13 protein-coding genes are annotated in these 14,849 nt (G+C 56.2%); 8 read left to right on the top strand and 5 right to left on the bottom strand.

Annotation, left to right across the window (positions count from 1 at the left end):
- Positions 1-24: 24 nt before the first annotated feature.
- From xni to queF, 5 genes are all read right to left on the bottom strand, one after another.
- Positions 25-780, bottom strand: coding sequence for a flap endonuclease Xni (gene xni, locus PUP35_RS17620; protein WP_115876191.1), 756 nt, complete (start codon positions 778-780; stop codon positions 25-27).
- 112 nt (positions 781-892) lie between these two features.
- Entirely contained in the window at positions 893-2,260 is a 1,368-nt protein-coding gene (locus PUP35_RS17615) for an L-serine ammonia-lyase (protein ID WP_111965429.1), read from the bottom strand.
- A gap of 65 nt (positions 2,261-2,325) precedes the next feature.
- Complete coding sequence (locus PUP35_RS17610; RefSeq protein WP_111965430.1) at positions 2,326-3,621, bottom strand: HAAAP family serine/threonine permease; 1,296 nt, start codon at positions 3,619-3,621, stop codon at positions 2,326-2,328.
- Positions 3,622-4,136: 515 nt separating this feature from the next.
- Complete coding sequence (gene ppnN / locus PUP35_RS17605; protein ID WP_023309027.1) at positions 4,137-5,501, bottom strand: nucleotide 5'-monophosphate nucleosidase PpnN; 1,365 nt, start codon at positions 5,499-5,501, stop codon at positions 4,137-4,139.
- Positions 5,502-5,617: 116 nt separating this feature from the next.
- A complete protein-coding gene (queF, locus tag PUP35_RS17600) occupies positions 5,618-6,460 on the bottom strand; it encodes an NADPH-dependent 7-cyano-7-deazaguanine reductase QueF (protein ID WP_127732188.1) in 843 nt (280 codons plus the stop codon).
- Between the two features lie 69 nt (positions 6,461-6,529).
- Here queF and syd point away from each other — a divergent pair, with 69 nt between their 5' ends.
- The 8 genes from syd (at position 6,530) to PUP35_RS17560 (ending at position 14,844) form a co-directional block, all read left to right on the top strand.
- Positions 6,530-7,075, top strand: a complete 546-nt coding sequence (syd, locus tag PUP35_RS17595; RefSeq protein WP_274240685.1) for a SecY-interacting protein — start codon at positions 6,530-6,532, stop codon at positions 7,073-7,075.
- Between the two features lie 632 nt (positions 7,076-7,707).
- Positions 7,708-8,037 carry a YqcC family protein gene (locus PUP35_RS17590; RefSeq protein WP_047173524.1) on the top strand — a complete coding sequence of 110 codons (330 nt, stop codon included), beginning with the start codon at positions 7,708-7,710 and terminating at the stop codon, positions 8,035-8,037.
- On the top strand, positions 8,034-8,810 hold the full coding sequence (gene truC, locus PUP35_RS17585) for a tRNA pseudouridine(65) synthase TruC (RefSeq protein WP_274240684.1): 777 nt from the start codon (positions 8,034-8,036) through the stop codon (positions 8,808-8,810). The genes PUP35_RS17590 and truC overlap by 4 nt, the downstream gene beginning before the upstream one ends.
- A gap of 24 nt (positions 8,811-8,834) precedes the next feature.
- Positions 8,835-9,284 carry a flavodoxin gene (locus PUP35_RS17580; protein ID WP_029741558.1) on the top strand — a complete coding sequence of 150 codons (450 nt, stop codon included), beginning with the start codon at positions 8,835-8,837 and terminating at the stop codon, positions 9,282-9,284.
- Between the two features lie 294 nt (positions 9,285-9,578).
- The gene (gudP, locus tag PUP35_RS17575) at positions 9,579-10,934 is read left to right on the top strand and encodes a galactarate/glucarate/glycerate transporter GudP (protein WP_090418491.1); all 1,356 of its coding nucleotides are present in this window, start codon (positions 9,579-9,581) and stop codon (positions 10,932-10,934) included.
- Positions 10,934-12,274, top strand: coding sequence for an enolase C-terminal domain-like protein (locus PUP35_RS17570; RefSeq protein ID WP_274243295.1), 1,341 nt, complete (start codon positions 10,934-10,936; stop codon positions 12,272-12,274). The genes gudP and PUP35_RS17570 overlap by 1 nt, the downstream gene beginning before the upstream one ends.
- A gap of 15 nt (positions 12,275-12,289) precedes the next feature.
- A complete protein-coding gene (gene gudD, locus PUP35_RS17565; RefSeq protein WP_274240683.1) occupies positions 12,290-13,627 on the top strand; it encodes a glucarate dehydratase in 1,338 nt (445 codons plus the stop codon).
- Between the two features lie 77 nt (positions 13,628-13,704).
- Positions 13,705-14,844, top strand: a complete 1,140-nt coding sequence (locus PUP35_RS17560; protein ID WP_274240682.1) for a glycerate kinase — start codon at positions 13,705-13,707, stop codon at positions 14,842-14,844.
- The last annotated feature ends 5 nt before the right edge of the window (positions 14,845-14,849 follow it).

The following is a 14,849-nucleotide window of genomic DNA, read 5'->3' as shown; positions in this document are numbered from 1 at the left end:
CGGGCAAAAAACTGTGTAGTGGTTTTAACGTTCTAAACGCAGCTGCTGTAAATTCCCGTCGAGCTGTAAATCCGTCTGTAGCGTTGCGATTTCCCGGCAGATAAACGCCATCTCTTTATGCGCCTCCAGCTTCTTGCGCCACTTTTCCGGCACCTCATCCAGACGGGCGTAAATCCCTTCCAGACTCTGAAAATCGGCCAGCAGCTGCGCGGCGCTTTTCGGCCCAATACCGGCGACACCCGGAACCTTAGAGCTGCTGATGCCTGCCAGCCCCCAGTAATCCGGCAGTTGTCCGGGCGAGACGCCGAACTCGCTGGCAATAAACGGCGCGTCCAGCCAGCGTTTTTGAAAATAGTCGCGAATGCGGATAGTTGGGGAGAGCAGCTGACAGTAGCCTTTGTCAGTTGAAACGATAGTGGCCTGATGCCCGGCGCTGGCTACCTTTACGGCCAGAGTGGCTGCGAGATCGTCGGCTTCATTTCCCTGTGCGCCCCAGCAGGGGACGCCCCGCTGTTCAAATGCAGCGCGCAGCATGGGCAATTCAGCGTGAAGATCGTCCGGCATCGGTGCGCGTCCGGCTTTGTAGTCGGGCAAACGCTGGTGTCGCCAGCCCGTGTTGCGGTCTTCGTCATCAAAAACCGCGACCGCATGGGTGGGCTCGCTGTGGCGGATAAGCTGTTCCAGAGCGTGCAGGCAGGTGTCTTTACAAGGCGTCCCCTGTACCGCATGGATACGGCGAATCAGGTTTAGTGCATCGACGATAAGTAAATGAACGGCCACAGATAATCTCCCTTCTATCTCATACGTGAAGGGTAACACTGTCAGCAGCGTGAAACTATGAATGGTGGGGAAAACAGGAAGAAGCCTCGCAAAACGAGGCTTCCTGAGAGGCTTAATCGCAGGTTACGATCTTCATCGCCAGGCCGCCGCGAGAGGTTTCGCGGTATTTGGCGTTCATATCTTTACCGGTTTCGTACATGGTTTCGATAACCTTATCGAGACAGACGCGCGGCTCGCTGGTGCGGCGCAGCGCCATACGTGCCGCGTTAACCGCCTTCACGGAGGCAATCGCGTTACGCTCGATGCACGGAACCTGTACCTGGCCGGCAACCGGGTCGCAGGTCAGCCCCAGGTTGTGTTCCATGCCGATTTCCGCTGCGATGCACACCTGCGCCGGGCTTGCGCCCAAGAGTTCCGCCAGACCCGCCGCCGCCATAGAGCACGCCACGCCGACTTCACCCTGACAGCCCACTTCCGCACCGGAAATAGACGCGTTCATCTTATACAGAGAACCAATCGCACTGGCCACCAGCAGGTAGCGCGCCAGCGAGTTCGCGTTCACTTCACGGATAAACTTGTCGTAGTACGCCAGCACCGCCGGAACGATACCGCAGGCGCCGTTAGTCGGCGCGGTGACCACGCGGCCTCCTGCGGCGTTCTCTTCGTTTACCGCCAGGGCGAACATGTTGATCCAGTCCACCACGGCCATCGGGTCCGTTGTCGTTTTGTCGGTGCTCACCAGCATACGGCGCAGCGCAGCAGCACGACGCGGCACGCGAAGCTTGCCCGGCAGAACGCCTTCGGTGGTGATCCCGCGCTCAATACCGCCGCGCATCACTTCCCAAACGTTTGTGAAGTGCTGTTCGAGCTCCTCTTTGCTGTGAAGTGCCAGCTCGTTTTTCATCATCAGGCCGGAGAGGGAAAGGCCCGTCTCCTGGCAGTGGCGCTGGAGGTCTGCCGCCGTTTTGTACGGATACGGCACCTCGACAGAAGAGGTACTGGTTTGACCAAAGTGGTCTTCGTCGACGATAAAACCGCCGCCGATAGAGTAATAAGTCTGGCTGTATACCGCTTTTTCGCCGGCCAGCGCGGTAATGCGCATGCCGTTTTCGTGCAGCGACAGGTTGTCCGCATGGAAATTCATGCAATGGTCAACCGGGAATTCAACCTCGTGCTCGCCGTTCGCCAGCAGCAGGCGCCCGTGGGTATTAACGTCCTGGATGAAACCAGGGATCGCATCAATATCAACGGTATCCGGCAGGTTTCCCGCCAGGCCCATGATAATCGCGATATCGGTATGGTGGCCTTTCCCGGTCAGGGAAAGCGAGCCGTACACATCTACAACCACGCGCGTAATGTCGTGCAAGATGCCGCGTGCAATCAAGTCATCCGTGAACTGCTTACCGGCTTTCATCGGTCCGACGGTATGAGAGCTGGAAGGACCAATACCGATTTTGAAGATATCGAATACGCTAATCATGATGCGTCCATTGCTTTCAGTCAGAGAGGGAGGAGTGCGCCGTCCGAAAACGGCGCGGGTGGTAATCAGAACATGGTGTACAGGGAGTAGAAGATCGCAGAGATTGCGATAAGACCCATGATGACCACAAACACGTTGCTCACATGACCGCTGTACTTACGCATAGCAGGGACTTTCTGAATCGCGTACATCGGCATCAGGAACAGAATCATCGCGATGACCGGGCCGCCCAGGGTTTCAATCATGCCCAGGATGCTTGGGTTCAGGGTCGCTACTGCCCAGGTGGTGAGCAGCATGAACAGCGCGGTGATTTTGTTCAGCTTGTTGATTTCAATGCTCTTGCCTTTACCGCGCAGAGATTTAATCACCATACCGTTGAAGCCTTCACGTGCGCCGAGGTAGTGGCCCAGGAAGGATTTGGTGATGGCGATAATCGCGATGATCGGTGCCATCCACGCAATCAGCGGTGCGTTAAAGTGGTTCGCCAGGTAAGACAGGATAGAGATGTTCTGCTCTTTCGCTGCAGCCAGATCCGCCGGGGAAAGGCTCAGTACGCAGCTGAAGACGAAGAACATAACGGTCAGAACCATCATGATGTGAGCGCGTGCCAGGATGCTGGAGCACTTCTTCTCTGCGCCGTTACCGTACTCTTCACGTTTCGCAACGGCGAAGGAAGAGATGATTGGAGAGTGGTTGAAGGAGAAGACCATTACCGGAATCGCCAGCCAGAGGGTCATCAGCAGGCCGTTACCGGTCGCCGATGCGCTGCTCAGGGACAGGGTTTCCAGCGCTGCACCGTTCCACTGTGGGATCAGGTAGCAGGCCAGCAGCATCAGTGCAGCCACAAACGGGAACACCAGCACGCTCATCGCCTTCACAATCATCTGCTCACCGAAGCGCACGATGGTCATCATGCCGACAATCAGGATCAGAGACAGGATGGCACGCGGAGGCGGCGTCATGTGCAGCTGGTGCAGCATGAAGCTTTCAACGGTGTTGGTAATCGCCACGCTGTAAACCAGCAGGATAGGGTAAATCGCGAAGAAGTAGAGCAGGGTAATCAGCTTACCTGCGCCCACGCCGAAATGCTCTTCAACCACTTCAGTGATGTCTTCGCCCGGGTTTTTACCGGACAGCACGAAGCGGGTCAAACCGCGGTGTGCAAAGAAGGTCATCGGGAAAGCAATGATAGCCATAATGATCAGCGGAATCAGACCGCCGACGCCTGCGTTGATAGGAAGGAACAGTACACCAGCGCCGATTGCCGTGCCGTAAAGGCCAAGCATCCACATGGTATCCGTTTTGCGCCAACCACTTCGGGATTCAATCGAAGCAACGGTGCTGGTTTGAGTGGTTTCCATCTGTATCTCCTGGAGGAAGCGAATTGTCAGGTTTTTAGTCAAATCCGATGAAAAAGTGCCTGACGGTAATATGAAATTCGTTCAGTGACGGTTTTTTAATAATTTTTGCCCGTAACTATTGGCGGGCGGAAAGATACATTCTAGTTATGAATCTATCAGTGATCCTGATCCCAAATGCAATAATCCACTTATGATGTGGGCATCTTTAGACCATTTATCTGTTAAAAAAACACCAAAGAGAATTTACGGGCGCGAAGGCTACCACCAACGACATGTGAGCTGAAAGACTGGCCCGTGATATAGGTGTCTTTAGCTGTAAAGAAAGGGGTTTTTAGTATTTTCTGACGGGTAATTTAGTTTAAGGCTGATAATTTACGGTTGAGAAAACAAGGTAATCGTTTGCGTTTGGGCATAGTTTGTTAAAGACATAAGTGATTCGTATGAATTACATCAGGAATAAAAAAAGCCGGGACGCGCAACAGGGCGACCCGGCTTTGATGAGATATCGCTAAGCGTTATGTGCAGATTTCGTAGCAAGGAATATAGGCAGAGCCCGGCAGCTTCATGCGGTGCTGGGCGACAAAGCCCTGAAGCATATCATCCATGCGGCGCATCATCTCCGGGTCGCCGTGGATCTTGTACGGACCGTACTGTTCAATGGCGCGGATGCCCATCTCTTTCACGTTGCCCGCGACAATACCGGAGAAGGCGCGACGCAGATCGGCAGCCAGCACTTCCACCGGCTGGTCCGGGTAGAGTTTCAGGTTCGCCATATTTTCGTGCGTTGGCTCGAACGGGATCTGCAGGTCTGGCGCAATACGGATTGACCAGTTAAAGCTGTACGCATCGCCGGTATCGCGACGGTTCTCCTTCACCAGCGGCATCGCTTTTTTCATCTGGCGCGCCACTTCCGCGGCATCGTCAATGATGATGCGATAGTGACGACGCGCGGCTTCACCCAGCGTGTGCACGATAAACTCGTCCAGCACGCGGAAGTAGTCGGCGCTCTCTTTTGGCCCGGTCAGGATCAGCGGCAGAACCTGATCCTTGTTGGCCGGGTTCATCAGAATACCCAGCAGATAGAGCAGCTCTTCCGCTGTCCCCACGCCGCCCGGGAAGATGATAATGCCGTGGGCGATACGGACAAACGCTTCAAGACGCTTCTCAATATCCGGCATGATAATCAGCTCATTAACCAGCGGGTTAGGTGGCTCAGCGGCGATGATGGACGGTTCGGTCATGCCGATAAACCGTCCCTCTTTATAACGCTGTTGCGCATGCCCAACCGCCGCTCCTTTCATTGGTGCTTCCATCGCACCCGGACCGCAGCCGGTACAGATATTCAGCTCACGCAGGCCGAGTTGCGTTCCAACCCGACGGGCATAAAGGTATTCGGTTTCGTTAATGGAGTGGCCGCCCCAGCAGACAACCATGTTCGGCGCTTCGCCGACGTGCAGGGCACGGGCGTTACGCAAAATGGAGAACACCAGGTTGGTGATATGGACCGAGCTTTCCAGATCGAGATGCTGGAAACGACCTGCGTTGTGGATCTGCCCGTTAACAAACAGGATGTCACGCAGCACGGCAAACAGGTTAGCCTGAAGTGAACGAATGATACGCCCGTCAACAAAGGCCTCTTCCGGCGGGTTGATGACTTCAAGCTTCACGCCACGCTCGCGGCGCAGCACGTTGATATCAAAGCTTTCGAAGCGGGACAGCAGTTCTTTACTGTTATCTGTCAGGCTTCCGGAGTTCAGTACGGCAAGTGAACAGTTACGAAACAGTTGATAAAGATCGCTGCTGGCCGTGCGCTTAAGCATGTCCACTTCCAGCTGCGACAACATATCCATTGAGCCAAGCGGGCTAATATGTGTAATCAAGTGAGCTCCTTACGGGACGATTATCGTCTTTCCCTGTTGATTACAATAGCCCTGGCGCGTGACGTTTCACAACCTAAAGCGCGGAAGATACCGCGCATATTGTGAAAATATTTATATTATTGACGCACCAGCCGTCCGGTCGCCGGCACAAAATCGGTGTTGGTGCGCCACGGGTTGATGTCCAGACCGCCGCGGCGGGTATAGCGCGCATAAACGCTCAGTTTTTCTGGCTGGCAGAAGCGCTGAATATCGCTAAAGATGCGCTCCACGCACTGCTCGTGGAATTCGTTGTGATGTCGGAATGACACCAGGTAGCGCAGCAATTTTTCCCGGTCAATTTTCGGGCCGCGGTACTGGATCTGCACCGAGCCCCAGTCCGGCTGGTGGGTGATCAGGCAGTTGGATTTCAGCAGATGGCTGACCAGCGTCTCTTCGACCACCTTGCCACTCGCCGCGTTTTCGAGGTAATCGGCGCTAAATTCATAATTCTCCACCTCAATATCCTGATCGTCGATGCAGGTCCCGTTGAAGTGGGCGATTGGCTGCCCTTCCAGCTCGTGCAGGCGATACAGTGAAACGCTCACCTTTCCCTGCGCGCAGGCGCTTAAATCACGTTCCAGCGTGTGCTGAACGTCGTCCCAGCTGTTAAATTTTGTCTGGTTAAAGCTGTTGAGATAGAGCTTAAAGCTTTTAGACTCGACGAGATTCACGCTGGCATAGTCCAGCTCAACGTGGCCCACCGCCACCTGCGGCAGGCCGCGTGCGTTGAGCCACGAGAGTTCGTACAGCGTCCAGATATCGCCACCCACGAACGGCAGCGCGTCTGCGTGCAGACCCAGAGGATCGCGGTTCAGGCTGCGCGGCACGCCCTGCAGCAGGCTTGCATCGTAGGTATCGCGGTAATCGGTCGATTTACCCAGCGTTAAGCCGGTTAACGCCTGATGATTTTCGTAAGACATGTTTCATAGCCACTTTACAGGTACACTTATGGCCTGAGTTTATCCTGTCTGACAAGAAGAGAGAAATCGGTGGACATCGAAACTGCAAATGCCCTCACTACCTTTACGACCCGCTACTGCGACGCATGGCATGAAAAGCAGGGCTCGTGGCCGCAAAGTTCTGATTTATATGGCGTACCTTCACCGTGTATTATCTCTTCGCTCGACGGTTACGTTATCTGGCAACCAAAACCCTTCGACGGCGAGCAAAATGTAAATGCGGTTGAGCGGGCAATGGACATTGTGGTACAACCAGCGGTTCACGCATTTTATACCGCGCAGTTTGCAGGGGATATGCCCGCGCGCTTTGCCGATATCACGCTGACGCTGTTGCAGACCTGGAGCGAAGACGATCTGCAGCGTGTTCAGGAAAACCTGATTGGTCATCTTGTCACGCAAAAACGCCTTAAGTTTTCTCCGACGCTCTTTATTGCCACGCTGGACAGCGAGCTCGACGTTATCTCCGTCTGTAACCTGTCAGGTGAAGTGGTTAAAGAGACTATCGGTACCCGCAATCGCGAGACTCTCGCCCCCTCTCTTGCGGATTTCCTCACCCGACTTGAGCCACTTCTGTAATCCCTGATGCTATATCGCGTGTGAGAGATCTCTTACAACGTTTGTGAGAGATCGCTGGAACATTCAGTCTTACCTCATTTAATTCAGATTAATATCACTCTATTTTTCAATGAATTAGTTGTTTTGCCTATTATTTTTAGGGAGTCCCGGCGTCTTACAACGCTGGCTGAGTGGGTTGTAAGACGAAGCGGAATAGCGGATTCTATCTCCGTCGACAGGAAGCCGACACGAGAAACGAACATCAGGATGATGGCGTTTCTCACTCAGGACTCGTCAGGATGGCGCTGCAGGAAGGCTTCAGGATGAAGCGAAGCGGATAACGCAGGATGCGTAAGGGACACCTCCAGGAAGGAGAACGAGAGCCGGTCAGGATGGTCGGTGGGTCAGGAAGGCCAGGACGTTTCATGATGAAACAAACACGTCAGGAAGATGTGTGAAGGATGCAAAAGGTAGACGGATAACCAGGCCTTCGGGCTTCAGGAAAAGTTGTCACGGATGAGCAGGGAGCACGAATTGTAGCTGGAATGCTGCGGAACGAACCGGGAGCACTGTTTTTACAGTGCTCCCTTTTTTTATTTCTGCCTTCCGCAATGCTATGCTGCGCGCCGTTCACTTTTTCAGTTGAGGTTACTATGACGCAACACGATAGCGTTCGTGCTCAGTTGCACGCCATCGAAGCCCTTTTGCGCCAACATCAGCTGTGGCAGGAGACCGCGCCGCAGCCAGAAGCGTTCGCGAGCACCCAGCCTTTCTGCCTGGATACGCTGGCCCCGTTTGAGTGGCTGCAGTGGGTGTTAATTCCGCGCATGCACGCCCTGCTTGAGGGCGGTCATCCGCTGCCGCAGGCGTTTGCTGTCTCTCCCTATTATGAAATGGCGCTCGAAGCGACGCATCCTGCGCGCGACGTCATGCTGGTCGAACTGGAAAAACTGGATTCCCTGTTTGCCGGTGAAGATGCATGACGCTTGAGATCCTCTATCAGGACGAGTGGCTGGTGGCGGTGAATAAACCGTCCGGCTGGCTGGTACACCGCAGCTGGCTCGATCGTGATGAGAAAGTGGTGGTGATGCAGACCGTTCGCGATCAGATTGGTCAGCATGTTTTTACCGCCCATCGTCTCGACAGGCCAACTTCCGGCGTGCTGCTGATGGGGCTTTCCAGCGAGGCGGGGCGTCTGCTGGCGCAGCAGTTTGAACAACATCAGATCCAGAAGCGCTACCACGCGATCGTGCGGGGCTGGCTGACCGAGTCCGCCACGCTGGACTACCCGCTGGTGGAGGAGCTGGACAAAATCGCCGATAAATTTGCCCGCGATGACAAAGGCCCGCAGCCCGCCGTGACGGATTATCGCGCCATGGCGACGACCGAAATGCCGGTGGCCACCAGCAAATTTCCGACCACACGCTACAGCCTGGTTGAGCTTCTGCCCAAAACCGGGCGTAAGCACCAGCTGCGACGCCATCTTGCGCATCTGCGCCACCCGATTATTGGCGACAGCAAACACGGTGATTTACGCCAGAACCGCAGCGCGGCCGAACACTTTGGCTGCCATCGTCTGATGCTGCACGCGAGCGAGCTCAGCCTGACGCACCCGTTTACCGGCGAGCCGCTGACTATCCGTGCGCGGCTGGACGACGTCTGGATGCAGGCGCTGTCACAGTTTGGCTGGCTGGGACAACTCCCCGAAAATGAAAGGGTTGAGTTTGTATCGGGCAACGTTCAGGATGAACAGTAAACGCATTCAATATGGGAAAATAGCATGGCTGAAGTAGGCATTTTTGTCGGCACAATGTACGGCAACTCGCTGCTGGTAGCGGAAGAGGCTGAGGCAATACTCGCCAGCCAGGGCCATAAAGCCACGGTCTATGAAGATCCGGAGCTGGCGGACTGGGAAAAGTATAAAGATAAATACATTCTGGTGGTGACCTCCACCACCGGGCAGGGCGACCTGCCGGACAGCATCGTGCCGCTGTTCCAGGGCATTAAAGACCAGCTTGGCTATCAGCCAGATGTTCACTACGGCATCATCGCCCTCGGCGACAGCTCTTACGCTAACTTCTGCGGCGGCGGCAAGCAGTTCGATGCGCTCCTGCAGGAACAGAGCGCACAGCGCGTCGGCGAGATGCTGCTGATTGACGCGGGCGAGCACCCGGAGCCAGAAAGCGAATCAAACCCGTGGGTCGAACACTGGGCAACGCTGCTTAAATAGTTCTCCAGGCCGGGTAAGGCTTAACCGCCACCCGGCAACGAAGCCGCACCAAATCCTCGATTCCGTGAAGCATCTTCCACTGCTTTGGGCTTATGCCCCAAACCACGTTCCCTACTCCTTTCAATGTTGTGTTTTTGCACGGTGAGGAGAAGAGGCTCTCCTTCATATACTTTCCCGGTCACTATAAAACGGCTTCAGGCCGTACTAAAACGACAAAAACCAATCTCATTCTGATTACCCTACCGGTGCTGTACAGAATGAACCAGGCGAAAGCTATGTTTCAGGAGTGCAACAATGAGTACATTAAGCCACGCAGCGAGCAGCGCTGAAAAGCGCACCAATGCCCGCTACTGGATAGTGGTGATGCTGTTTATCGTCACGTCCTTTAACTATGGTGACCGCGCCACGCTGTCGATTGCCGGTTCGGAAATGGCAAAAGATATCGGCCTTGATCCGGTGGGGATGGGTTACGTTTTCTCCGCATTCTCATGGGCCTACGTCATCGGGCAAATTCCTGGCGGCTGGCTGCTGGACCGTTTTGGCTCGAAACGCGTCTATTTCTGGTCCATCTTCATCTGGTCTGCCTTTACCCTGCTGCAGGGCTTCGTTGATATCTTCAGCGGCTTCGGCATTATCGTGGCGCTCTTCACGCTGCGCTTCCTGGTGGGGCTAGCGGAAGCACCTTCCTTCCCGGGCAACAGCCGCATTGTGGCGGCCTGGTTCCCGGCGCAGGAGAGGGGAACGGCGGTGGCGATTTTCAACTCCGCACAGTACTTCGCGACGGTGATCTTTGCGCCCATTATGGGCTGGCTGACCCATGAGGTGGGCTGGTCACACGTCTTCTTCTTCATGGGCGGGCTTGGGATCGTCATCAGCTTTATCTGGCTGAAAGTGATCCACGAACCCAACCAGCATCCTGGCGTAAACAAAAAAGAGCTGGAGTACATCGCAGAAGGCGGCGCGCTGATCAACATGGATCAGAAATCCTCGACGGCGAAAGTGCCGTTCAGCCAGAAATGGGCGCAGATCAGGCAGCTCGTCGGCTCGCGCATGATGATCGGGATCTATCTGGGCCAGTACTGTATCAACGCCTTGACCTACTTTTTCATCACCTGGTTCCCGGTATACCTGGTGCAGGCACGCGGCATGTCGATTCTGAAAGCGGGATTTGTTGCCTCGGTCCCGGCCATCTGCGGCTTCGTGGGGGGCGTGCTCGGCGGGGTGATTTCCGACTGGCTGATGCGCCGCACCGGTTCCCTGAACATCGCGCGTAAAACGCCTATCGTGCTCGGCATGCTGCTCTCCATGACCATGGTGTTTTGTAACTATGTTAATGCCGAGTGGATGATTATCGGCTTTATGGCGATGGCCTTCTTCGGCAAAGGCATTGGCGCGCTGGGCTGGGCGGTGATGGCGGATACGGCACCGAAAGAGATCAGCGGCCTGAGCGGCGGTCTGTTCAACATGTTCGGCAACATCTCCGGGATTGTTACGCCCATCGCTATCGGCTACATCGTCGGCACCACCGGCTCCTTTAACGGTGCGCTGATTTACGTAGGTGTGCATGCGCTGGTGGCGGTGCTGAGTTACCTGGTGCTGGTGGGGGATATCAAACGCGTCGAACTTAAACCTGTAGCGGAGCGTGGATGATGACAACGCAATCGAGTCCAACCATCACGGAGATGAAGGTCATCCCGGTGGCCGGACAGGACAGCATGCTGCTCAATATTGGCGGTGCGCATAACGCCTGGTTTACCCGTAATATCGTCGTGCTGAAAGACAGCGCAGGGAATACCGGCGTGGGCGAGGCCCCTGGCGGAGAGGTGATTTACCAGACGCTGGTCGATGCCATTCCGCAGGTCGTGGGCCAGGAGATCGCCCGTCTGAACAAGGTGGTTCAGCGGGTGCATAAGGGCAATCAGTCGGCGGATTTTGATACGTTCGGTAAAGGTGCCTGGACGTTTGAACTGCGGGTCAACGCCGTTGCCGCCCTGGAGGCCGCCCTGCTCGATTTACTGGGTAAGGCGCTCAATGTTCCGGTCTGCGAGCTGCTGGGGCCCGGCAAACAGCGCGATGCGGTCACCGTGCTGGGCTATCTGTTCTACGTTGGCGATCGCAATAAGACCGATCTCCCCTATCTGGCCCGAACCGCGGGCGACCACGACTGGTATCAGCTGCGCCATCAGGAAGCGCTCTCCAGCGACGCGGTGGTGCGGCTGGCCGAGGCGGCGCAGGATCGCTACGGCTTTAAGGATTTCAAGCTGAAGGGCGGCGTGCTGCCCGGCGAGCAGGAGATCGAAACGGCCCGGGCGCTGAAAAAGCGCTTCCCTGATGCACGGATCACCGTCGATCCCAACGCCGCATGGCTGCTGGATGAAGCCATTAGCCTGTGCAAAGGGCTGGGGGATGTCCTGACCTATGCGGAAGACCCCTGCGGCGCGGAGCAAGGATTCTCGGGTCGTGAAGTCATGGCCGAGTTCCGTCGCGCCACCGGGCTGCCGGTCGCGACCAATATGATCGCCACCAACTGGCGCGAAATGGGTCACGCGGTGATGCTTAACGCCGTCGACATACCGCTGGCGGACCCGCACTTCTGGACGCTCTCAGGCGCAGTCCGCGTGGCCCAGCTGTGCGATGAGTGGGGGCTCACCTGGGGCTGTCACTCGAACAATCACTTTGATATTTCGCTGGCGATGTTTACCCACGTTGGCGCGGCGGCGCCGGGTAACCCGACCGCCATCGATACCCACTGGATTTGGCAGGAAGGTGAAGCCCGACTGACGAAAAATCCGCTGGAAATCATAGATGGCAAAATTGCCGTACCGGATGCGCCGGGTCTGGGCGTGGAGCTGGACTGGGATCGGATCCATAAAGCCCATGAGGCGTATAAAAAGCTACCGGGCGGCGCGCGTAACGACGCGGGCCCGATGCAGTACCTTATCCCCGGCTGGACATTTGACCGTAAGCGCCCTGTTTTTGGACGTCACTGATAAAAGGATTACACGATGAGTACCTTTACGACCCCTGTCGTCACTTCTATGCAAATCATTCCGGTTGCGGGCCATGACAGCATGCTGATGAACCTGAGCGGCGCGCATGCGCCATTCTTTACCCGCAATATTGTCATTATCAAAGACAATTCCGGCCATACGGGCGTGGGCGAAATTCCGGGCGGGGAGAAGATCCGCAAAACTCTGGAAGAGGCCATTCCGCTGGTCATGGGCAAAACGCTGGGTGAGTACAAAAATGTCCTGAACACCGTGCGCAACACCTTTGCCGATCGCGATGCCGGGGGACGTGGCCTGCAGACCTTCGATCTGCGTACCACCATTCACGTGGTGACCGGGATTGAATCCGCGATGCTGGATCTGTTGGGTCAGCATCTGGGGGTCAACGTCGCGTCGCTGTTAGGTGAAGGACAGCAGCGCAGCGAAGTGGAAATGCTGGGCTATCTGTTCTTTGTCGGCGACCGCAGGCTGACACCGCTGCCGTATCAGAGCCAGCCGGATGAACAATGCGACTGGTACCGACTCCGTCACGACGAGGCGATGACCCCGGATGCGGTGGTGCGCCTGGCGGAAGCCGCGTACGAAAAATATGGCTTTAATGATTTCAAACTGAAGGGCGGCGTGCTGGCCGGGGAACAAGAGGCGGAAGCCGTCACCGCACTGGCAAAACGTTTTCCACAGGCGCGCGTGACGCTGGATCCTAACGGAGCATGGTCGCTTGATGAAGCGATCAAAATTGGTAATCAGCTGAAAGGCGTGCTGGCGTATGCGGAAGATCCGTGCGGGGCTGAACAAGGCTTCTCGGGCCGTGAAGTGATGGCGGAATTCCGCCGAGCAACGGGGCTACCAACCGCGACCAATATGATTGCTACCGACTGGCGTCAGATGGGACACACGCTGTCATTGCAGTCTGTCGACATTCCGCTGGCGGACCCGCACTTCTGGACGATGCAGGGCTCGGTGCGCGTGGCGCAGATGTGTCATGAGTTTGGCCTGACCTGGGGTTCGCACTCTAACAACCACTTCGACGTGTCGCTGGCAATGTTCACGCACGTTGCCGCTGCCGCTCCGGGGACGATTACCGCTATCGACACGCACTGGATCTGGCAGGAGGGTAATCAGCGTCTGACTAAGCAGCCGTTTGAAATCAAAGGTGGCATGGTGCAGGTGCCTTCCACTCCGGGGCTGGGGGTTGAGCTGGATATGGACCAGGTGATGAAGGCCCATGAGCTGTACCAGAAACACGGTTTGGGCGCGCGCGATGACGCGATGGCGATGCAGTATCTGATCCCCGACTGGACATTCGACAATAAATGCCCGTGCATGGTACGATAAACGCATTGGGACCGCTCCCATGAGCGGTCTTTTACGTGGTGTATGCTTAACGTAACGACTATGCGTAAGGATGGCTTATGAAAATTGTTATCGCACCGGACTCGTATAAGGAAAGTTTGAGTGCGCTTGAGGTTGCGACAGCGATAGAACGTGGTTTTCGCGAGATCTTTCCCGAGGCGGTTTACGTCAAACTGCCGGTTGCGGACGGCGGCGAAGGGACGGTTGAGGCGATGATCGCGGCAACGCAGGGACGCATTGTGCATGTTCCGGTGACCGGCCCGCTGGGTGAGCGGGTGGACGGGTTTTATGGCTTATCCGGTGACGAGCAGAGCGCCTTTATTGAAATGGCGGCGGCAAGCGGCCTGGAGCTGGTCGTCCCTTCACAGCGTAATCCCCTGAAAACCACCTCCTGGGGCACGGGCGAACTGATTAGGCATGCGCTGGATGCGGGTGTTAAGCATATCATCATTGGCATTGGCGGCAGCGCCACCAATGACGGCGGAGCAGGGATGGTGCAGGCGCTGGGCGCTAAATTGCTCGACGCGAGCGAACAACCTCTTAGGCAGGGCGGAGGCGAACTGGGAAAACTCGCGCGTATCGACCTGAGCGGGCTGGACAGACGTCTGGCGGAGTGTCGGATAGAAGTCGCCTGTGATGTCACGAATCCACTCACCGGAAAGGACGGTGCGTCAGCCGTATTTGGACCGCAAAAGGGTGCCACACCCGAGATGATCGTCACCCTGGACAACGCGCTGGCGCAGTATGCTAGAGTCATTGCCCGGGATCTGGATATCGACGTGCTAAACCTTGCTGGCGGCGGAGCGGCAGGTGGCATGGGGGCGGCGCTGTACGCCTTTTGCGGCGCGCAGCTGCGCCAGGGCATTGAGATCGTGACCGATGCGCTACACCTGGCCGACCAGGTGGCCGATGCGGATTTGGTGATCACCGGGGAAGGCCGCATTGACAGCCAGACGATCCACGGCAAAGTCCCGGTGGGGGTGGCGAAGGTGGCGAAACGCTTTAACAAACCCGTTATTGGCATTGCTGGCAGCCTGACGGCGGACGTTGGCGTAGTACACGATCACGGCATTGATGCAGTGTTTAGCGTGATCTACACCATCTGCTCCCTGGAAGACGCGCTGGAAAATGCCAGCGAGAACGTCAGGATGACCGCAAGGAATATCGCGGCGGTGCTGAAAGTGGGGCAGGCATTTTAGCTGTG

The sequence above is a fragment of the Enterobacter sp. S-33 genome, assembly GCF_028735835.1.
GTDB lineage: Bacteria > Pseudomonadota > Gammaproteobacteria > Enterobacterales > Enterobacteriaceae > Enterobacter > Enterobacter vonholyi.
Note: the sequence above shows the minus strand (reverse complement) of the source record. Positions and strands in the feature narration are given on the sequence as shown.

What these genes read in the sequence shown, in the direction of transcription:
- PUP35_RS17615 (WP_111965429.1), bottom strand. Translation starts at nt 2,260, where the DNA reads ATGATTAGCGTATTCGATATCTTCAAAATCGGTATTGGTCCTTCCAGC.
- PUP35_RS17610 (WP_111965430.1), bottom strand. Translation starts at nt 3,621, where the DNA reads ATGGAAACCACTCAAACCAGCACCGTTGCTTCGATTGAATCCCGAAGT.
- queF (WP_127732188.1), bottom strand. Translation starts at nt 6,460, where the DNA reads ATGTCTTACGAAAATCATCAGGCGTTAACCGGCTTAACGCTGGGTAAA.
- PUP35_RS17590 (WP_047173524.1), top strand. Translation starts at nt 7,708, where the DNA reads ATGACGCAACACGATAGCGTTCGTGCTCAGTTGCACGCCATCGAAGCC.
- truC (WP_274240684.1), top strand. Translation starts at nt 8,034, where the DNA reads ATGACGCTTGAGATCCTCTATCAGGACGAGTGGCTGGTGGCGGTGAAT.
- PUP35_RS17580 (WP_029741558.1), top strand. Translation starts at nt 8,835, where the DNA reads ATGGCTGAAGTAGGCATTTTTGTCGGCACAATGTACGGCAACTCGCTG.
- gudP (WP_090418491.1), top strand. Translation starts at nt 9,579, where the DNA reads ATGAGTACATTAAGCCACGCAGCGAGCAGCGCTGAAAAGCGCACCAAT.
- PUP35_RS17570 (WP_274243295.1), top strand. Translation starts at nt 10,934, where the DNA reads ATGACAACGCAATCGAGTCCAACCATCACGGAGATGAAGGTCATCCCG.
- gudD (WP_274240683.1), top strand. Translation starts at nt 12,290, where the DNA reads ATGAGTACCTTTACGACCCCTGTCGTCACTTCTATGCAAATCATTCCG.
- PUP35_RS17560 (WP_274240682.1), top strand. Translation starts at nt 13,705, where the DNA reads ATGAAAATTGTTATCGCACCGGACTCGTATAAGGAAAGTTTGAGTGCG.